Raw genomic sequence first — 19,222 nt, 5'->3', positions numbered from 1 at the left:
AGTGTATCTTCACAGTATGATAAATTTAGACTGTCTTAATGAACCGCCGAGTACCGAACGGTATGCTTGGTGGTGTGAGAGGACGGTAAATAAAATAATTATTTACCTCCTACTCGATTTCTATTGGAGTGAAAAGGATAAGCTGTTAGCAAAGCATGTCTAACGCTTAATACCATTATATTAATTTAATTAAATTATGTGAGACAAACATAAAAATATAATTACATATTTTTATCGACTCATTATATTTATTTATATGGAGAAGGATTCAACAAATATTTATAGAATATATTTCTAGGAGAAGATTTTATAAAAGAAAGAAAAATCAGCTGGAAAAATGTTACCTATGTAAATTAAAATTACTCAAGCAAACATGCCATGGTTTTTTATAGTCGTATTGGCAAATTAATAAGTAATATAAATTAACAAGTAGTATGAACTAACTCTAAGTGGGATAATTATGAGAAATATGGAAGAATTTGATTTAGTGATTCTAAGGGATATTCAAGAATTTGATTTGGATTTTATAGTAGATTCTGAAAGAGAATCTGTAATAGTTGAAGAGAAAACCGCTCCAAGCCAAAATATTAAATTTAAGAGAATTGTAATATCGAATAAAGGTAAAGGTTTGGAAGAGAAACATTGAAATTAGTTAAAGAAATTGCTTTTGAACAATTAAAAGCACATAGGTTGTGGCCAGATGTTAAAAAAATTAATAAAGGATACAAAAGCGAATAATGGTAGAGAAAAACTTGTGCGTATACTAGAAGCTACTATGTCTGATGAAGAGGCGCATTCTTTAGATAATGTACTAATGAGCCAAATAAAAAATCCACAATTTGTAGTTTTGGGCATCAAAACAGGCATTAATAGTGATGCGCCCATTTTAAGTGAAATAATACAAGAAGGAATAGAGGATGGTTCTATTAATACAGAGTTTCCAAATGAATGTGCTGAGATATTCATGTTACTTGTTAATATTTGGATAAATCCAGTTTTATTTAATCGTAATATTTCTGAAACATTAAGTAGATTAAAGTTCTTACAAATGTTAATGAAACAACTTGGAGTTGATATTGTAAGTGATAAACTCATTAAACAAATCTTAAAAAGACATTCATATATCATGGAGGATAAAAATGAATAATATTAATGAAAAGCTTTTGCAAATAACAAAAAAAGCACTAACTAAAACAGAAAAAGCAATGGAAAGAACAGGAGAAATACCTAAGATATCCTCTAAAATTCAATATAAGGGTTGTTTAGTGGGATTAGGTTTTGGAACTATACTTATAGTAGGTGGAATTATTGGACTATTAATGAAAAAACAAATATGGCCGTTAGGTACTTTAATTGCTGGAACAACAACTATTATTAGTAATATTATAACTATGAAAAAATTACAGGCATAGAGGTAGATTATTATAAAATTATAGTAATAAAATATGTAAATATAGTTAAATGTATAAAAAACTTTTAGATATCGTATTACGTGTCAAAATTAAATAAGGGTTTACATTAAATTTTACCAGTTGCCTAGTGGGGTTTTTTTATAGTCTAAACAAATATACTCATAAATGGTAATCTTTTAATTTAAATGAATTCATAATCTATAACTAAGATAATGACTTCCAATTATGTTATAATATGGTTAGAGGATATTATTAAAAGAGGTAACATTATGACTATTGAAATATGATACTTCCAAAGTAGACAGTCTAATTAACTTAAAATAGACTATCTGCTCGGAGGTGTTTTTTTATGGAAAAAAACCGAAGTATAGCAAAGAAATAAGGTGTAAGTTTAAATATAATAAAATCATGTAGAGAATGAAAAAAGGAAAGCAACCAAGTTAAAGAAGTAACTGGAAATGTTTTCCGTTATCTGGTAATATGAATGGGGTGTATATTATATGGAGGTGTATATCATGAAAAGAGTATTAATAGTTTTTTTAATTATTATGTTATTACTAACTGGATGCACTAATGTCAGTAATGAAGATGTAAGTTTGCTAAAAAATACAATCAAAGAGCAGGAGTTAAAGATCAAAGACCTTGAGAAAGAGTTGGAAGCACTTGGAGTTCAAGGGAGAGAGCAGGCCGAGTCAGAAAGAATGAGTGAAAGAGATAAAGAAGAGAATGAAGATTCCATTTTTATTGAAACGGGACAAAATGTTGTAATTGATGATTACTGTGAATTCGTCATTACTAGCACTACTTTTTCTAAAAAAATTATGCCTCCAAGGCCTGATAGCTTTTATAGCTACTATGAGGCTAAGGAACCTAAAACCACTTATCTTGATGTTGTCATAGATATTAAAAGTCTTTTAACAACTGGAAAGATAGCAGATGAATTTGCTACTGTTAAGATTGTCTATAATGATAAATATGAGTATTCTACATTTTCGACTATAGAAGAAGATAATGGAAGTGACTTTACTTATACAAACATAACATCAATAGAGCCTCTTAAGAGAGGAATATTACATTTCTTGGCTGAGGTTCCAGGAGAAGTGGAAAGTGGAGATGAATCTGTAATTGCCATTGTTACCATATATAACCAGAATTATAAATATACTATAAGATAATATTGGCATAGCATTCTTAATTTAGGATGCTATTTCTATATCAGAAAGTAGGCGATAAAATGGCAGTAATAAGAACTAGCATTAGTTTTATAGATATAGAATAAATGGTAGAAAGCCTATTATTTATAGCTAGAGACTTATTGTGTCCTTTAGATATTATGAAATTTATAGAAGATGAAAAGGATTATATAGCTTATGTAATAGAAAGAGTTATGGCTGTTTTGTCAATTGAGTTGGAGAAAGGCATAATGATAGAATAATATCTTAGGGTCCTATTTCTTTTATAACAAAAAATATCTTTATAAATTCATATTTTATTGTCTTGGATAAAAAGAAGGAGTTTTTAAATTTATGGTATTATATCTATTTATCCTCAAGAGATAGTTCTGTTGTTAGTATTGCAGCATTATATCTTTTTTCAAGAAGACATAATTGGAGTTAGTGGTTGAAGATATTGATGGAAGATAGATAGGATTTGATATAAAAGGAGATTAGGAAGTTGCCATGTTGCCTTTATTTATATTAAACGTCATAATTATTAAAATCAAATATTTAGTAAAAATACCGTATTATTGAGAAAAGAATTATGCGGTATTTTTGTCTTATCTTTTAAATAACTATTGGAAATAAAGATATGAAGACTGAACCTTGAAAACTGAATAATACGGTATTGAAAATAAAAATATTTAGCATATAATATCCATATGAGTAACTAATAATAGTAGAAAAAGATGTCGTAAGGGTTGTCATTCCGAGCTTGTTCAGGAATCTGACTTTGTCATCCAGAGGAGCTTTGCGATGAAGAATCTTAAAGCCCGGTATTGAAAGCAGCTAGATATTTCCACAAGTATATTGTAATTTATAATGATTTTTTGCCGTAAAATGAACAGTAGTATGTATTTGTGAATTAGTTTATAAGAACGCTTTTGTTTTTGGAGAGGAGGGGTAATGTTGAGACTTACGGCAAGAGGAATACTTATTAATAGAAATACGGGTAGCGTTTTGCTTATTAAATATTTGGATAACCATTCAAAATCAACTAAGGAGTTTACTGATGGTTTTTGGGTGCTCCCGGGAGGTGGTGTCAAAAAACATGAAACTTTCGAAGAAGCAGTAAAAAGGGAGATTTATGAAGAGACGGGTATAACAAATGTTAATGTAAAAAATTGCGTTTTTAGCAGAATAATACACGCAGAATTGAGGAGCATTGAGCAGAACTTATATTATGAAAGATATTATGTTGTTGAGACTGACGATGTTGAAATAAATATTGACAACTTAACTAAAAATGAAATTGAAGTCATTAATAAATATAAATGGTGGTCTATAAATGAGCTCAAACAAACTAAGGATGTTGTATTACCCCTATCGTTAAAAATGCACATTGATGCAGCTTTAACAAATCAAAATCATCCAATTGATATAACAGATTCAGATGAACTTTTAAAGGTATCATTTGATTAATAGAAAAAGAGAAGAATGACTAGATAGTTGACACAGTTGTAGAATTAAGCGTAATGAAAATGATTGATAAAACAACTAGTTAGTATCTTTTTATTAATATAGTAGTGAGAAATATATCACTTTATAATATTAACAAAGGAAACCCAATGTGATGCATATATATCATTATGATACATATATATATCATAAAGGGGGTTTTCATTATGATAAAAAAACAGTTTTATTTTGGGTTTTTCGGTTTAATGGGATTTAAGAGTTTGCTATATTTTTATACAGGAAATTTATCAGATTTAGCGTATATTGGATTTTTTGGTTTCTTTGCAAACTTTTTTACTGGAAAAATTAGTGGAAGTAAAGAGGATGAACGATATATTGAAAATAGGAAAACAGCATTGGCTTTTATTGCTCCATTAGCTATTCTTGCAGTGGCTATTATATGGAGTTCTACCATCCTTGTAAGGGATATTGAATTGATTAGGGTATTAATTTTCTTGTTATCTGCAATTTTGTTAAATGTATATGGTATAAAATTATATATATTAGAGGAAAAATAATATGGTTAAATTCATTTGCAAACTAAAAAGATATAGACAATTAAAAGAACTAACACAAGAACAACTTGCAGATATTGTTGGCGTAAGAAGAGAGACAATAATGAGACTTGAAGCTGGGAAATATAATCCTTCATTAAAACTTGCTATAGATATTTCGAAAGCAGTAAATACTCCTATTGAAGAAATATTTATATTTGATTAGATTAATATTATTATACTTTATTAATTTTCATGTCACATTTTTTATATTAAACGTCATAATTATTAAAATTAAATATTTAGTAAAGATACCGTATTATTCAGAAATGGATAGGCGGTATTTTTTATATAGCATCATAAATGAAGTACGATGCGATAAAAAAGGAAAGGAGATATTAAATATATACTATGAGAAGTGTCTCATAAAAAACTGAATAGAGCGAGGATTTAAAATCCCACCTGAGATAAATTCCTCTATATTATTATCTGAAGAAGTAAGATTTAATGAAAAGCAAGGTAATTATATTACATGCCCTTATCGTGGCCATAAAAATATAGTAGTGACAGGAGCTTATGATGGCATTAAAGAATGCATGCGGGAGAGAAATTATAAGAGGGATAAAGGAAAGATGAAGCAAATAAAATCATAGCAGTTAAAATTATTATGGAATAAACCTTATTTATATTATAAAACACAAATTTTTAAGTAATTGAATATAGTAATTATATAAAAGTTAAAAGAGGAGAGACATATAATGTTAGATAATTACTGTAATTCATGGGACAATTATGGGAGAATTAATCAAATTAACGGGACAGAAGCTATCCAAATTGCCTTAAGATATATTCCAGGAGAAGTATTAAAAGTTGAACTAGATACTGAGAATGGTATATTGATTTATGAAATTACCATAAGAGCTTCTGCTGGTGAAGTATATGAAGTAAAAATAAATGCTAATACAGGAGAAGTACTTGAAATTGAAAGAGAATTTGATTAAAGTCGAATATATGTATAGAGGAGGATATTTTATGATTGAGATGTTAAAAGAATTTGGATTAATAATTCCAACGTAAGGCTAATGTAAAACATGGGAGCAAAAGTAACTGCTGAAGATTTTGCTTACAACATAGAAAAAAGTATATCAAGAAATATCAAAGATTATACTATGCTTACAAGAGAAGTAAGAGAAAATAATAAGTTTCTATCAGAATTAAAAGAGAAGATATATGATTTTCAATTAGTCCAAGGGTTTATATCTATATTTATTTCTGAATTTGAAAAGTATGATTCAGCAATAACCGAAAAAGCATTAAAAGAAATATCAAATAATCTTAGAATAAAATGGTTAGCAGAAGAACAAAGAAGGATACGAGGTAGATAAGTGATGTAATATGTTATTTAATATTTTAGAAGAAGTAAATTAGAAATTAAGCAATACAAAAAATAATGAAATCAAATTATCTTCTAAAGAGAATATAGAGAAACACTTATATATTAAAACCAAAGATAAAAAAGTTATACCATTAATGTATGAGAATCTACCTGAGGAAAAGAAATTAGAACTCAATGATGGTAGTAATAAGCCTAAGCAGGGTAATAGAAAAGAATATTATTTTGTAGGTAATAATAGTAGAATCTCAGTTGGTACTGTAGGGAATAGATCCTTTGGTCGTGGCGAGGAAGTATCTATAGAAATAATACCTTTTTTCGATAGTTTTAGGACCTTAACGGTCCTATTTCTTTTGCAATTTAAAGTATTTTTACGAATTTATATATTATTGCTTTTCGATAAAAGAAAAGAAGGAGTTTTAAAACTCATGGAGAATCATAAGATTAGTTATTATGGCAGGAGCTTTAATAGGAACAGTGGCTACAGCATTATTCACAAAAGATAACCTAGTCTACTCTATTTGTTTTATGGTTTTAATAATGATTATAATTATGATATAATATACTTATTATAAAAAAATTAATGAGGTGTAAAAATGAAGGAAAACAAAGGACAAAAAACCTACTTTATTAAAACATACGGTTGTCAAATGAATGAGCATGATTCGGAAAAAATTTCATGGATATTAGAAAATATGAACTATATTGAAACTCAGAATATCGAAGAGGCCGATTTTATAATATATAATACTTGCTTAGTTAGAGAAAATGCAGAAGTTAAAGTGTACGGAAATTTAGGTTCTTTAAAGCAATTAAAAAGGCAGAAAGCTGATTTGATGATTGCAGTTTGTGGATGTATGATGCAAAGAGAAGAGGCTAGGAATGTTATATTATCCAAGCATAGACATGTAGACATAATATTTGGAACCCATAATATCCATAAACTACCACAACTGATTAATAATCATTTACAAACAGGCGAAACTATTGTTGATATATTTGAAGACGGTAGAGAAATAATCGAAAATATCAACTCCAATCGAAAATATTCCTATAAGGCCTTTGTCAATATTATGTACGGCTGTAACAATTTCTGCACATATTGTATAGTACCTTATACTAGAGGAAGAGAGAACAGTAGAGATCCAGAAAATATAATTAAGGAGATAGAAGAATTAGCTAAAAATGGATGTAAAGAGGTTACTTTATTAGGACAGAATGTGAATTCATATGGCAAAACTTTAAAAACTGACTATAGTTTTACTGATCTCTTAAAGGATATCAATAAAATAGATGGTATTGAAAGAATTAGATTTATGACATCTCATCCTAAAGATTTATCGGATGAATTGATTAATTGTTATGCTACTTTAGACAGACTATGCGGACATTTACATCTTCCTGTTCAATCGGGCAGCAATAAGGTTTTAAAAGAAATGAATAGGAATTACACTAAAGAAGACTATTTAAAGATTATCAACAATCTAAAAAAATTAGTTCCAAATATCTCGATTACAACAGATATTATTATTGGATTCCCAGGAGAAACTGAAGAAGATTTTAATGATACATTAGAATTAGTAAAAGAAGTAAGATTTGACTCAGCTTTTACTTTCCTATACTCCATTAGAGAAGGTACCAAAGCTGCAAAGATGGAAAATCAAATAGATGACAAAGTGAAACATAGTAGGTTTCAAAGATTAACAGATACATTGAACGAAATTGCTTTAGAGTTAAATCAAAAACTAGTTGGCAAAACATTAGAAGTGCTAGTAGAAGAAGTAAGTAAAAATAATACTGAAGTCTTAACAGGGAGATCAAGGAACAATAAGCTTGTGCATTTTAAAGGAAATGAGGACCTCATAGGTTCTATAGTAAGTGTAAAAATTGAAAATGTTAAAACTTTTACACTTGAAGGCAGTTTAGTTTAATATAGTTCTCTTTAAAAAGGAGGAAAATTTTTGGAAAATTTAACACCAATGATGCAACAATATATGAGTATAAAAAAACAATATGAAGATTGTATACTCTTCTTTAGATTAGGCGATTTTTATGAAATGTTCTTTGATGATGCTTTGACTGCTTCAAGAGAATTAGAAATAACCTTAACTCAAAGGGACTGTGGCATGAGTGAAAAGGCTCCTATGTGTGGAGTACCTCATCATGTATCGGATTCATATGTATCTAGATTAGTTGAAAAAGGATATAAAGTAGCTATATGTGAACAGATAGAAGATCCAGCATTAGCCAAGGGGATTGTGCAAAGAGATGTAGTTAAGGTTGTTACTCCTGGTACCATAACAGATCAAGCCATCCTAGATGAAAAATCTAATAATTATTTAGTATCTATCTATTTGGATAATCTAGGACTAGGAATTTCCTATGTTGATAACTCAACTGGGGAAATGTATACTACTGAGCTTATAGGAGAAGGAGATGAAATTAACTCTTTTCTTATAGATGAACTGGGTAAAATACTCCCATCTGAAATTATATGTAATGATGTATTTAGCAGAAATACTAAGATTTTAAAGATTTTGAAAAATACTATTAATCCATATATTAATATTTATAAAGAAGATGAGATAGCAAATAAAGATTGGAAGTCTATAGTTTTGATTCATTTTGATGTTGAAACCTTAGAGCAAATAGAATTAAATAATAGATTATATTCTATTATCGCTACAGGTAAATTAATAGATTATCTATATAAAACTCAAAAGTCTTCTCTGGAGCATATTAACAGCATATCTTATTATAAGCCAAATAACTATATGATACTAGACATAAGCACTAGAGCAAATCTTGAAATTCATGAAACAATCATAAAAAAGGATAGGAAGGGTGCTTTAATTGGATTATTAGATAAAACATCTACATCTATGGGTGGAAGACTTTTGAAGAAATGGTTAGAGCAGCCTTTAGTAAATATAGCCGAGATAGAAAGGCGTAATAGTATTGTAGAATACTTTTTTAATAATATTGTAATTATGGATGATATTAAATCAATTTTAAGTCAAATATACGATATTGAAAGACTGGCTAGTAAAATATCTAATGGAAATTGTAATGCAAGAGATTTAATATCTTTAAAATCTTCAATTTCTGTTTTACCAGATTTTAGGGGAATATTAAAAAACTGTGATAACATAGAATTAGGCAATATGGGGATTAGTCTTGATACATTAGAGGATATTTACTTATTATTAGAGAAGGGAATTAATGAAAATCCTCCTATATCTCTAAAAGATGGTGGACTAATAAAGGAAGGTTATGATTCTGAATTAGATGAAATTAGAGAAGCTTGCTTAAGCGGAAAGGAATGGCTTGCAACTTTAGAATCTAAGGAAAGAGAAAAGACTGGTATTAAAAATTTAAAAATAGGATTTAATAAAATCTACGGATACTATTTTGAGGTTACTAAATCTAATATTCCTTCGGTTCCTGATTATTTTATTAGAAAACAGACCTTAACTAATTCTGAACGATATTATACTGAAGAATTAAAAAATATGGAAGATAAGATATTAGGTGCTGAAGTTAAATCTTTAGATTTAGAATACCAAATTTTTAGTGATATTAGAAATGAAGTCAAGAAAAATATTGAACGAATCCAAAATGCAAGTAGGATAATTTCTCAAGTTGACGTATTAAATGCTTTTGCTCAAGTGGCATATAAATTGAATTTTGTTAAACCTAATTTCAATAAAAAGGGAATAATTCATATTATAGATGGAAGACATCCCGTAGTAGAAAACAATATTGAAAGTAATTTATTTATACCTAATGATACCTACTTAGATACAAAAAATAATATGGTGCAGATAATTACTGGTCCAAATATGGCTGGTAAATCTACTTATATGAGACAAGTTGCTATTATTACTCTTTTAGCTCATATAGGTGCATTTGTACCAGCAAGTAGTGCAGATATATCCATAGTAGATAGAATATTTACTAGAATTGGGGCAGCAGATAACCTTTCTCAAGGTGAGAGTACATTTATGGTTGAAATGAATGAGGTGTCTAATATAATAAGATCTGCTACTAAGAATAGTTTAATTATTTTAGATGAAGTAGGAAGAGGTACAAGTACCTATGACGGTTTAAGTATAGCATGGGCTATAGTAGAGCATATTACCAATGTTATAAAAGCAAAAACCCTATTTGCAACTCATTATCATGAATTAACTCAGCTTCAAGCAAAAAATAAAGGTATAAAGAATTTAACAATAGCTGCAGAAGAAAAAGGAGATCAAATTGTATTTTTAAGAAAAATAGTTGAAGGTAGTACTAATAGATCTTATGGAATAGAAGTTGCTAAATTAGCTGGGATAAATAGAGATGTTATTGATAGAGCTAATGAGATATTGTCATTGATTGAAGGTAATCATCAAATTAATATTAATAATGTACCTAAAGAAGAACCTAAACAATTAAATTTAATAGATTATAAGAAAGATTATTATCTTGATAAGGTTTTAAACTTAGATATAGATAGTATCACGCCTAGGGATGCCTTAAACATCCTTTACAATTTAAAAGAGGATGCAAAAAAACTAAGGGGAGATAATAATGGGTAAGATTAGACTATTAGATAATATAACTATACAGAAGATCGCTGCAGGAGAAGTTATTGAAAGGCCATTATCTATAGTTAAAGAATTAATAGAGAATTCTCTAGATGCTAATTCAGAAAATATAACAATTGAAATTAAGAATGGTGGAAAATCTTATATTCGAGTTACAGATGATGGAGATGGTATTGAGGATGAGGATTTGAACTTAGCTTTTAAAAGACATTCAACATCAAAGCTATCTACTATCGAAGATTTATATAGAATAAGATCTCTAGGATTTAGAGGGGAAGCTTTAGCAAGTATATCTCATGTTTCAAAGGTGGAAGTTATGACTAAAACTAGTAATGCAATAGGAGGTATTCATGCTATAGTTGAAGAAGGGGAAATTAAATCTAAAGAAGTTATAGGATGTCCCAAAGGTACTACACTTATCGTAAAAGATTTATTTTATAACCTGCCCGTTAGAAAAGAATTTTTAAAATCAGATTTGGTTGAATCTAATCAAATCTCTGATATAGTATATAAGGTAGCTCTTGGAAATTTAAATACTTCATTTAAATTTATACGAGATGATAAAGTAGTTTTAAAGACTTCGAAAAATAATGATATGAAAACACATATATATAGCATATTAGGGAAGGAGTTTTCTAGTAATTTAACCCAAATTGATTTTGAAGAATATGGGATTCATCTTCATGGATATATATCTAATAATAATCTATATAGAAGTAATAGAAATCATCAGTATATTTATATTAATGGAAGATATATAAATAATATTAATATATCGAATACTATAGAAAATCACTATAAATCTCTCATTCCACTAAATAGATTTCCTTGTTTTATTCTTTTTATAGAACTGGACCCTAGTACTATAGACGTAAATATACATCCCACTAAACAAGAGATTAAATTTGTTAATCAATCCGAGATATTTTCAGTAATAGATAAAGCAGTAAAGGACACATTATATCCTTCATTATCTGTACCCAAAGTAGGTTTTAAGGAGACTAAGGAAAAAATTAAGGAAGAAAAACCTCCACTATTGTTTATGAATACTAATGCTAATATACAAGATGATATTATAGTTAAGGACTTTACTCATAAAACAATATTTGAAGAAAAAAAGCTAAATGAACCTCATGAATCTAGTATGAGATTAGAAAATGAATTGTTAATTAGAGAAGATATTGGCAGGGAGGCAATCCCCTCTAAGGAAAATATTGTTGATGACAGTCCTGCTGATATTAAAAATATTCTTTCAGACATAGAACCAATAGGAGTAATCTTTAACACCTATATACTTGCTGAGGATAAAGTTGATGAAAAATTATATTTTATTGATCAGCATGCAGCTCATGAAAGGGTTATGTATGAAAAATATTTAGGAGAATATAGCAATGAAAATATAATTGCACAACAACTTTTAGTTCCAGAGATTGCAGAATTAACAAATTCAGAAATGAATGATTTTCTAGAAAATGTATCGATTTTTAGAAAGCTGGGATTTGATATTGAAGAGTTTGGAAACAATAGTGTAGTTATACGATCTGTTCCTTTAATCTTTGGAGTGCCAAATATTAGAGAATTATTTTATGATTTACTTGATAATATTAATAATATTAAAAGCAATTATGATACTAAATTGGAGAAGATCATGAAAATAGCCTGTACCAAGGCTGTTAAAAGTGGAGATCATATGAGTGAAATTGAGATGTTTAGTTTATTTGAGCAGCTGAAAAAGTGTAATAATCCTCATAGCTGCCCTCATGGTAGACCAACAGTTTTAGAAATGAGTAAGACAGATATAGAAAAGGCCTTTTTAAGGATTATGTAAAAGGATGATAGAATGAAGAATAAAGATAATTTGTTTATTTTAATAGGACCAACAGCTATTGGAAAGACTGCTTTATCTATTGAATTAGCAAAAAAAATGAATGGGGAAATCATCTCAGCTGATTCTATGCAAATATATAAATATATGGATATAGGATCAGCTAAAATTACTAAAAAAGAAATGGATGATATTCCTCATCATTTAATAGATATAGTATTGCCCAATGAAGATTTTACCGTAGCAAACTTTAAAGATAGTGCAATTAAGTTGATTAGGGATATAAATAGTAAAAATAAGATTCCTATTGTCGTAGGAGGAACAGGATTATATATTAATTCACTAGTATATAATCTAAATTTCACTCAAGTAGCACCAAATGATGAGATTAGGAATAAACTTGAATCTCTAGGAGATAAATATGGAAATGAATATTTACATCAAGAACTACAGAGAATAGATGTGAAAAGCGCTGAGAAAATAAGCGTTAATGATAGAAAAAGAATAATCAGGGCAATAGAAATATTTGAAATGACAGGTAAGCCAATGTCTGAGTATAATGAGAATTTTAGAAGGCCAGTAGAAGATTATAATTTAGTAATGATTGGGTTAAATATGGATAGGAAGGAATTATATAATAGAATAAATCTTAGAGTAGATATAATGATTGAAGAAGGGCTTATGGAGGAAGTAAAAAAACTTTTATCGATGGGTTATAGTAAGGAACTTGTATCTATGCAAGGCATTGGATATAAAGAAATTATCATGTACTTAGAAGATAGTATTTCTTTGGATAAATCCATAGAAATGATTAAACAGGGTACAAGGAATTATGCTAAAAGACAATTGACATGGTTTAGAAGAGATAATAGAATTAAATGGGTGAATGTAGATGAATTTTTTAGTCTTGATAATTTAACCCAATATATAATTGACTATTCTAAAGATAAGATTATAATTAATAAATAAGGGAGGGATATAGGTGAAGCAAAATATAAACTTACAAGATGTATTTTTAAACAAAGCTCGTAGAGATGGAATAGGAATAACAATATTCTTAGTCAATGGTTATCAAATAAAAGGTCAAGTAAAAGGATTTGATAATTATACTATAATTTTGGAAAGCGAAGAGAAACAACAATTAATATATAAACACGCTATTTCAACAATAATACCTATGAAGCAGATAGACTTAGATAACTAATTTTTTATAATCCATAGGAAAGTTCTCTTTTTTACAAGTTTTTTAATTAGAATTTTTTCGTATATGGATTTCAAAAAAGGCTTCCTTAATATATTAGATATATTAAGGTCCCATATAAGGCCTCTTTAATTTAAATATTTTTAGTTTTGCAAATGTCTCTGAATTTATCAGGGGCTTTTGTATTTTATAAAATAGAAAGGTGAAATAAGATGAATGAGTTAACTATAAATAGATTATGTAAACAATTTGATTTAGATAAAGAAATTATTGAATTTATTAATGAAAAAGAAAAATTAATTTTAAATAAGTTTAGTAAAATTGATGAGATTAAGGAATATAATCAATATAAGGTTATAAATGCAATGCAAGAATGCAGATTGTCATCTACAGACTTTAACTGGACAACTGGATATGGATATGGAGATATTGGAAGAGATAAAGTAGAGCAAATATATGCCAATGTGTTTAGTGCAGAGGATGCTCTAGTTAGGCCTGCTATCGCTTCAGGGACCCATGCTCTTACCTTAACACTCTCTGGACTTTTAAGGCCTGGTGATGAGCTTATAGCCATAACAGGGGCTCCTTATGATACTCTTCAAAAGGTAATAGGAGTTAAAGGTGATATGTCTGGTACTTTAATGGAATATGGAGTTAAATATAAAGAAATTCCTCTAAAAGGGAATACTATAGACATTGAAGAAGTGATAAAAAACATATCTCAAGATACAAAAATACTTATGATCCAAAGATCTACTGGATATAGTGATAGAAGAGCATTAACAATTGAAGAAATTGAAATTGCAATTAAAAATATTAGAGAGTATAACAAAAATGTGATTATTATGGTTGATAACTGTTATGGAGAATTTCTTGAATTTAGAGAACCAACGGAGGTAGGAGCTGATATTATGGCAGGCTCTTTGATAAAGAATCCAGGGGGTGGAATTGCTTTATCAGGAGGATATATTGTAGGTAAATCTAGTTTAGTAGAACAAGTGGCTAATAGACTAACAGCCCCAGGACTTGGAAAAGAGTGTGGACTTACATTCGGTACTACAAGATCTACATTGCAAGGTCTTTTTTTGGCTCCTCATATAGTATCAGAGGCAGTTAAAGGCGCGTTGTTGGTGGCGGTTGTATATAAGGAATTAGGATTTAATGTGGTTCCTGATGTTAATGATTTAAGGTCTGACATAATTCAAGGGGTACAGCTAAATACCCCTGAGAGGGTCATTGAGTTCTGTAGAGGGATTCAAGCTGCTTCTGTGGTAGATTCATATGTTATTCCTGAGGCTTGGGATATGCCTGGATATGAAGATAAAGTTATTATGGCAGCTGGTGGTTTTATAGAAGGATCATCTATTGAACTTAGTGCTGATGGACCAATAAGAGAGCCTTATTTTGCATACTATCAAGGCGGTCTAACATATGAACACTGCAAGCTAGGCGCCATGAAATCTTTAAATAATTTATATAGAGAAAATTTAATTGATATAAGTAGGATGCTATAACATTAGAGCAATTATTAACCGTAAAGCTTTATTTGCTAAGGGGATAATAATGAGATATTTGTGCTAATAATTTAATTAAAAAAGAAGGAATATATTATTAATAATATATTCCTTCTTTTTTAATTAAGGTATTTATATTTTAAATCTTTCTAAATAATCCGATGACCTTTCCTAGAATAGATACATCTTTAGTATATATGGGTTCCATAAATTGATTTTCAGGCTGTAATCTTATTTTATCCTTTTCTTTGAAAAATCTCTTAACTGTAGCTTCGTCTTCTAGTAAAGCTACTACAATGTCGCCGTTTAATGCAGCTTTCTGCTCTCTTACTAAAACTAGATCTCCATCTAGGATTCCTGCATCAATCATACTTTCACCTTGAATTTTAAGCATAAATACATCATGACCTTCTACCAATTCTAATGGTACAGGATAAGTATCTTCGATATTTTCTACGGCTAAGATTGGAGTGCCAGCAGTTACTTTTCCTAAAATAGGTATATCGACAGTTTTTTTAGAAGTCAATAAAAAATCATCATTTTTATCAAGTATTTCGATAGCTCTTGGCTTCGTAGGATCTTTTCTAATATAACCTTTGGCTTCAAGTTTTTCTAAATGACTATGAACTGTTGAAGTAGACTTTAGATTAACACCTTTACAAATATCCCTAACAGCTGGTGGGTAACCTTGCCTTTGAACCTCTGATTTTATATATAATAAAATTTCAATTTGTTTCTGAGTTAAGTCTTCGTACATAAAATACACCCCTCATTCATATAATTAATAATAATACTGATTTTTTATTTATTATATCATATAAGTAAAAATATTTCAAACAAAGGTTCGATTTTTTTGGAAAAAACTGTTGACAAGGAACCTATGTTTGTGTAGAATGTATTTAGAACGGTTGTTCAGAACTAATGTGCGAGGTGCTGTTATGAAGAAGAGATATAAGATAGTTAACAAAAGAAGATTTTACTTTTTTATTACATCTGTATTTGCAGTTATATCAATCCTATTATTTACTTTACTATTAAATAATAAAGCTCATAGTTCGGTATATAGAGTTAACTATAGGGAAATTGAGGTAGTGGAAGGGGACACGCTATGGAATATTGCTTCAAACTATCTTCCAGAAAAAACAGATATAAGGAAGATGATATATGATATTAAAGAATTTAATGGAATGGATAATTCATACATATATCCTGGAGATATGATAAAAATTCCAATTACAAATAAATAATAAGTTGACATAAAAATAATATGTTAACTTACTTAAAATAAATGACTTGATAGAAAAAAGAATTGAGAATATATTCTCAATTCTTTTTATTGGTCCTAGTAGATAATGGATTACTTTTTACTGCATCTCTTAGTCTTTCATTATCGATATGAGTATATATTTGGGTTGTGGATACTGATTCATGTCCTAAAATCTCTTGTAAGGCTCTAATATCTACATTGCCATATTTATACATCAATGTAGCTGCTGTATGTCTTAGTTTATGGGTAGAATATATAGAAGTATCTAATCCGGCTTTTTCCAAATATTTATCAATCATGTGCTGTATAGCTCGATTGCTCATTCTATTTTTTCTCTTACTTATAAACATAGCTTTTTCATCTATTGGATTTTTAGGCCTAACCTTTAAATATTCTTCTATGGCCGATATGCAAGCATCATTTAAGAAAATGGTTCTTTCCTTGTTTCCTTTTCCGATAATAGATAAAGTATCACTATCTTTAATTTTATCAATATCCATGCTAGATAATTCTGATAGTCGTAGGCCACAATTTAAAAATAGCATAATTATTGCATAATCTCTTTTTCGATATTCCTCATTATTGTTTTCTAACACTATATTTAATAGTAGCTCCGATTGTTCCAAAGTAAGATAAGAAGGATGTCTATTATCTCTTTTTGGAAACTCTAAAGCTTCAGCAGGATTTTTCTCTATTACGTTTATTATGGAATAGAGATAATCAAAGAAAGATCTAAGGGATGCAACCTTTCTAGATTTGGTAAAGTTCTTATTATCTCGTTTTTTATCTGCGTATGAGATATAGGCGTGTAGATCTTGAATGCTTAGTTTTTTAATTAAATCTAGCTCGACATCTGAGATGTTAATTTCGTCAAATGGCTGATCATGATCAACAAGTTTATATCTCAATTTGATAAATCTAAAAAATGTTCTCAAGTCAAAAAAATATTCTTTTACAGTATTGGGGGAAGCTCCTTTAATGGTTTCCATATAATTTAAGTAATCTTCTAGGATTAACGGTATATCTTTCATTATGTCCCTCTTTTCACACTATATTAGTCACAAAATAGTTATTTTGTGACTAATAATATTTTACACCAAAATTATCCAAAAATCAATTTAAATAACTTTTTAAATAATATAATTATTTTTCTACATATAATATGATTTTGAAACAAATATTTTATATATTTCCGTTCTCGAATATATAAATATAAAACAAATTATATATTAATCCGCATTTTATCTAAAAATAAGCTATTTAATCAAATTAGGAACAGTAAAACATACAATTTGAAGCTGAAGATCACTGATGAGGTCGTATAACTGATTTTAATTAAAGTTCACACAAATACATTGGTTATGCTTTTCAAAGAGCTTAGAAACGATCCTACAAGGTCAAAAATTTAAGCTGTATAAAAAATTAATTTAAATATATAAATTTGAGCTTGATATTCATTATCCTGCTAAAATTATTTTGATTGACTGTGAGTATATTACGCTGATCAGTTTGTTGGATTGATGAATCGAATTAAGTATACATAATTAAATTATGTATACTTAATTCGATAAGACGAAGAGAAAATAAAAAAAGGTTAACATAAATACATTATGTTAACCTTTACCTGCTATTGAATTTATTTTTATTCCTCTACTATCTGCTTAATTCTTTCTAATCCATTTTTTATGTTTTCCATAGATGTTGCATAAGATAATCTTACATATTTATCGTCTCCAAAGGCAATTCCTGGAACTACCGCTACCTTACCTTCATCAAGTAATAGGTTAGCAAAATCTAAAGATGAATTTATTACTTTACCCTTCACAGTTTTTCCTAATAATTGTGTAAAGTTAACCATTATATAAAAAGCACCCTGAGGCTTTCTACAACTTAATCCTTTAATTGAATTTATTGTTTCAGCCATATAATTTCTTCTTTCCACGAAATGCTTTTTCATTTCTTCTACACTGCCTTGATCTCCTGAAAGACCTTCAACACTTGCGTATTGAGATATAGAACATGGATTAGATGTTGCATGACTTTGAATATTGCTCATTACTTTAATTATTTCTTCATGAGCAGCTGCATACCCAATTCTCCATCCGGTCATGGCATGGGATTTTGACATACCATTAATAACTATTGTTAATCTCTTTATTTCTTCATTGAAGGAAGCAATGCAAACATGTTTATTATCATCATAAATTAATTTTTCATATATTTCATCAGAGATAACGAAAATATTATTTTTAACAGCCCATTCAGCTATAGCTCTTAACTCTTCTTCAGAATAAATGGAGCCTGTTGGATTACTAGGACTATTTAATATAATTGCTTTAGTTTTATCAGTTAAAACTTTATTTAAATCCTCTACATTGAATTTAAAATCATTTTCTTCCTTTGTTTCTATACAAACAGGAACTCCATCAGCTAGACTCACTAGTTCTGGATAACTTACCCAATATGGAACAGCAAATATAACTTCATCCCCTGGATTTAATATTGCCATTAAAGCATTATGTATAGAATGCTTTGCACCACTAGATATTATAATATTACTTGGTTTATATTCTAGACCATTATCTATTTTAAATTTTTCACATACAGCTTTTTTTAATTCGACTATTCCAGAAGCTGGAGTATATCTAGTTAGACCTTCTTTTATTGCTCTAATACCTTCTTGTTGAATATTTTCTGGTGTGTTAAAATCTGGTTCGCCAGCCCCAAAACTAATAACATCTATTCCAGAATCCTTCATAGCCTTTGCTTTTGCCGTAATCTCCAATGTAATTGAAGGGGCAATCCTTAACCCTTTTGCTGATAAATTAAAGTTCATAAATAATCATACC

The 19,222-nt window shown here is 28.8% G+C and carries 21 protein-coding genes; 18 read left to right on the top strand and 3 right to left on the bottom strand.

Annotated features, from left to right (window positions below; genetic code table 11):
* Nucleotides 1-460: 460 nt before the first annotated feature.
* From KQI38_RS20025 to KQI38_RS19945, 17 genes are all read left to right on the top strand, one after another.
* Nucleotides 461-646, top strand: coding sequence for a hypothetical protein (locus KQI38_RS20025; RefSeq protein WP_216562626.1), 186 nt, complete (start codon nucleotides 461-463; stop codon nucleotides 644-646).
* A gap of 54 nt (nucleotides 647-700) precedes the next feature.
* Complete coding sequence (locus KQI38_RS20020) at nucleotides 701-1,147, top strand: hypothetical protein (protein WP_216562624.1); 447 nt, start codon at nucleotides 701-703, stop codon at nucleotides 1,145-1,147.
* Nucleotides 1,140-1,412 carry a hypothetical protein gene (locus KQI38_RS20015; RefSeq protein WP_216562622.1) on the top strand — a complete coding sequence of 91 codons (273 nt, stop codon included), beginning with the start codon at nucleotides 1,140-1,142 and terminating at the stop codon, nucleotides 1,410-1,412. The genes KQI38_RS20020 and KQI38_RS20015 overlap by 8 nt, the downstream gene beginning before the upstream one ends.
* A 515-nt stretch (nucleotides 1,413-1,927) precedes the next feature.
* Nucleotides 1,928-2,587, top strand: coding sequence for a hypothetical protein (locus KQI38_RS20010; RefSeq protein WP_216562620.1), 660 nt, complete (start codon nucleotides 1,928-1,930; stop codon nucleotides 2,585-2,587).
* A gap of 104 nt (nucleotides 2,588-2,691) precedes the next feature.
* Nucleotides 2,692-2,847, top strand: coding sequence for a hypothetical protein (locus KQI38_RS20005; protein ID WP_216562619.1), 156 nt, complete (start codon nucleotides 2,692-2,694; stop codon nucleotides 2,845-2,847).
* Nucleotides 2,848-3,538: 691 nt separating this feature from the next.
* On the top strand, nucleotides 3,539-4,051 hold the full coding sequence (locus KQI38_RS20000; protein ID WP_216562617.1) for an NUDIX domain-containing protein: 513 nt from the start codon (nucleotides 3,539-3,541) through the stop codon (nucleotides 4,049-4,051).
* A gap of 203 nt (nucleotides 4,052-4,254) precedes the next feature.
* Nucleotides 4,255-4,605, top strand: a complete 351-nt coding sequence (locus KQI38_RS19995; RefSeq protein WP_216562615.1) for a DUF3796 domain-containing protein — start codon at nucleotides 4,255-4,257, stop codon at nucleotides 4,603-4,605.
* 1 nt (nucleotide 4,606) lies between these two features.
* Nucleotides 4,607-4,807: a helix-turn-helix transcriptional regulator gene (locus KQI38_RS19990; protein ID WP_216562613.1), complete on the top strand. Its 201-nt coding sequence runs from the start codon at nucleotides 4,607-4,609 to the stop codon at nucleotides 4,805-4,807.
* Nucleotides 4,808-5,339: 532 nt separating this feature from the next.
* Complete coding sequence (locus tag KQI38_RS19985; RefSeq protein ID WP_216562611.1) at nucleotides 5,340-5,582, top strand: PepSY domain-containing protein; 243 nt, start codon at nucleotides 5,340-5,342, stop codon at nucleotides 5,580-5,582.
* Between the two features lie 90 nt (nucleotides 5,583-5,672).
* Complete coding sequence (locus KQI38_RS19980; RefSeq protein ID WP_216562609.1) at nucleotides 5,673-5,966, top strand: hypothetical protein; 294 nt, start codon at nucleotides 5,673-5,675, stop codon at nucleotides 5,964-5,966.
* Between the two features lie 145 nt (nucleotides 5,967-6,111).
* On the top strand, nucleotides 6,112-6,480 hold the full coding sequence (locus tag KQI38_RS19975; protein ID WP_216562607.1) for a hypothetical protein: 369 nt from the start codon (nucleotides 6,112-6,114) through the stop codon (nucleotides 6,478-6,480).
* Between the two features lie 90 nt (nucleotides 6,481-6,570).
* Nucleotides 6,571-7,905 (top strand): tRNA (N6-isopentenyl adenosine(37)-C2)-methylthiotransferase MiaB, encoded by a 1,335-nt coding sequence (miaB, locus tag KQI38_RS19970; RefSeq protein ID WP_216562605.1) that lies wholly within the window; start codon nucleotides 6,571-6,573, stop codon nucleotides 7,903-7,905.
* Nucleotides 7,906-7,935: 30 nt separating this feature from the next.
* Nucleotides 7,936-10,557: a DNA mismatch repair protein MutS gene (gene mutS, locus KQI38_RS19965; protein ID WP_216562603.1), complete on the top strand. Its 2,622-nt coding sequence runs from the start codon at nucleotides 7,936-7,938 to the stop codon at nucleotides 10,555-10,557.
* Nucleotides 10,550-12,394, top strand: a complete 1,845-nt coding sequence (gene mutL / locus KQI38_RS19960; RefSeq protein WP_216562601.1) for a DNA mismatch repair endonuclease MutL — start codon at nucleotides 10,550-10,552, stop codon at nucleotides 12,392-12,394. The genes mutS and mutL overlap by 8 nt, the downstream gene beginning before the upstream one ends.
* A 12-nt stretch (nucleotides 12,395-12,406) precedes the next feature.
* Nucleotides 12,407-13,360, top strand: coding sequence for a tRNA (adenosine(37)-N6)-dimethylallyltransferase MiaA (miaA, locus tag KQI38_RS19955; RefSeq protein WP_216562599.1), 954 nt, complete (start codon nucleotides 12,407-12,409; stop codon nucleotides 13,358-13,360).
* Between the two features lie 13 nt (nucleotides 13,361-13,373).
* Nucleotides 13,374-13,595, top strand: coding sequence for an RNA chaperone Hfq (gene hfq, locus KQI38_RS19950; RefSeq protein ID WP_216562597.1), 222 nt, complete (start codon nucleotides 13,374-13,376; stop codon nucleotides 13,593-13,595).
* Nucleotides 13,596-13,804: 209 nt separating this feature from the next.
* Entirely contained in the window at nucleotides 13,805-15,106 is a 1,302-nt protein-coding gene (locus KQI38_RS19945) for a methionine gamma-lyase family protein (protein ID WP_216562595.1), read from the top strand.
* Nucleotides 15,107-15,245: 139 nt separating this feature from the next.
* On the opposite strand, the gene lexA is transcribed toward KQI38_RS19945, so the two are convergent.
* Nucleotides 15,246-15,863 carry a transcriptional repressor LexA gene (gene lexA, locus KQI38_RS19940; RefSeq protein ID WP_094900143.1) on the bottom strand — a complete coding sequence of 206 codons (618 nt, stop codon included), beginning with the start codon at nucleotides 15,861-15,863 and terminating at the stop codon, nucleotides 15,246-15,248.
* 181 nt (nucleotides 15,864-16,044) lie between these two features.
* On the opposite strand from lexA, the gene yneA reads away from it, so the two are divergent.
* On the top strand, nucleotides 16,045-16,353 hold the full coding sequence (gene yneA, locus KQI38_RS19935) for a cell division suppressor protein YneA (protein ID WP_216562593.1): 309 nt from the start codon (nucleotides 16,045-16,047) through the stop codon (nucleotides 16,351-16,353).
* 76 nt (nucleotides 16,354-16,429) lie between these two features.
* Here the strand turns inward: yneA and KQI38_RS19930 are convergent, their stop codons facing one another.
* Together KQI38_RS19930 and KQI38_RS19925 are read right to left on the bottom strand one after the other, a co-directional pair.
* Nucleotides 16,430-17,404, bottom strand: a complete 975-nt coding sequence (locus tag KQI38_RS19930) for a tyrosine recombinase XerC (RefSeq protein WP_216562591.1) — start codon at nucleotides 17,402-17,404, stop codon at nucleotides 16,430-16,432.
* Nucleotides 17,405-18,015: 611 nt separating this feature from the next.
* Nucleotides 18,016-19,209: a pyridoxal phosphate-dependent aminotransferase gene (locus KQI38_RS19925; protein ID WP_216562589.1), complete on the bottom strand. Its 1,194-nt coding sequence runs from the start codon at nucleotides 19,207-19,209 to the stop codon at nucleotides 18,016-18,018.
* Nucleotides 19,210-19,222: the final 13 nt, after the last annotated feature.

It is taken from the genome of Tissierella carlieri (assembly GCF_018917285.1).
Lineage (GTDB): Bacteria > Bacillota > Clostridia > Tissierellales > Tissierellaceae > Tissierella > Tissierella carlieri.
This window is presented reverse-complemented; position numbering and strand designations above follow the sequence as displayed.

What these genes read in the sequence shown, in the direction of transcription:
- KQI38_RS20025 (WP_216562626.1), top strand. Translation starts at nt 461, where the DNA reads ATGAGAAATATGGAAGAATTTGATTTAGTGATTCTAAGGGATATTCAA.
- KQI38_RS20020 (WP_216562624.1), top strand. Translation starts at nt 701, where the DNA reads ATGTTAAAAAAATTAATAAAGGATACAAAAGCGAATAATGGTAGAGAA.
- KQI38_RS20015 (WP_216562622.1), top strand. Translation starts at nt 1,140, where the DNA reads ATGAATAATATTAATGAAAAGCTTTTGCAAATAACAAAAAAAGCACTA.
- KQI38_RS20010 (WP_216562620.1), top strand. Translation starts at nt 1,928, where the DNA reads ATGAAAAGAGTATTAATAGTTTTTTTAATTATTATGTTATTACTAACT.
- KQI38_RS20005 (WP_216562619.1), top strand. Translation starts at nt 2,692, where the DNA reads ATGGTAGAAAGCCTATTATTTATAGCTAGAGACTTATTGTGTCCTTTA.
- KQI38_RS19995 (WP_216562615.1), top strand. Translation starts at nt 4,255, where the DNA reads ATGATAAAAAAACAGTTTTATTTTGGGTTTTTCGGTTTAATGGGATTT.
- KQI38_RS19990 (WP_216562613.1), top strand. Translation starts at nt 4,607, where the DNA reads ATGGTTAAATTCATTTGCAAACTAAAAAGATATAGACAATTAAAAGAA.
- KQI38_RS19985 (WP_216562611.1), top strand. Translation starts at nt 5,340, where the DNA reads ATGTTAGATAATTACTGTAATTCATGGGACAATTATGGGAGAATTAAT.
- KQI38_RS19980 (WP_216562609.1), top strand. Translation starts at nt 5,673, where the DNA reads ATGGGAGCAAAAGTAACTGCTGAAGATTTTGCTTACAACATAGAAAAA.
- KQI38_RS19975 (WP_216562607.1), top strand. Translation starts at nt 6,112, where the DNA reads ATGTATGAGAATCTACCTGAGGAAAAGAAATTAGAACTCAATGATGGT.
- miaB (WP_216562605.1), top strand. Translation starts at nt 6,571, where the DNA reads ATGAAGGAAAACAAAGGACAAAAAACCTACTTTATTAAAACATACGGT.
- mutL (WP_216562601.1), top strand. Translation starts at nt 10,550, where the DNA reads ATGGGTAAGATTAGACTATTAGATAATATAACTATACAGAAGATCGCT.
- miaA (WP_216562599.1), top strand. Translation starts at nt 12,407, where the DNA reads ATGAAGAATAAAGATAATTTGTTTATTTTAATAGGACCAACAGCTATT.
- KQI38_RS19945 (WP_216562595.1), top strand. Translation starts at nt 13,805, where the DNA reads ATGAATGAGTTAACTATAAATAGATTATGTAAACAATTTGATTTAGAT.
- lexA (WP_094900143.1), bottom strand. Translation starts at nt 15,863, where the DNA reads ATGTACGAAGACTTAACTCAGAAACAAATTGAAATTTTATTATATATA.
- yneA (WP_216562593.1), top strand. Translation starts at nt 16,045, where the DNA reads ATGAAGAAGAGATATAAGATAGTTAACAAAAGAAGATTTTACTTTTTT.
- KQI38_RS19930 (WP_216562591.1), bottom strand. Translation starts at nt 17,404, where the DNA reads ATGAAAGATATACCGTTAATCCTAGAAGATTACTTAAATTATATGGAA.
- KQI38_RS19925 (WP_216562589.1), bottom strand. Translation starts at nt 19,209, where the DNA reads ATGAACTTTAATTTATCAGCAAAAGGGTTAAGGATTGCCCCTTCAATT.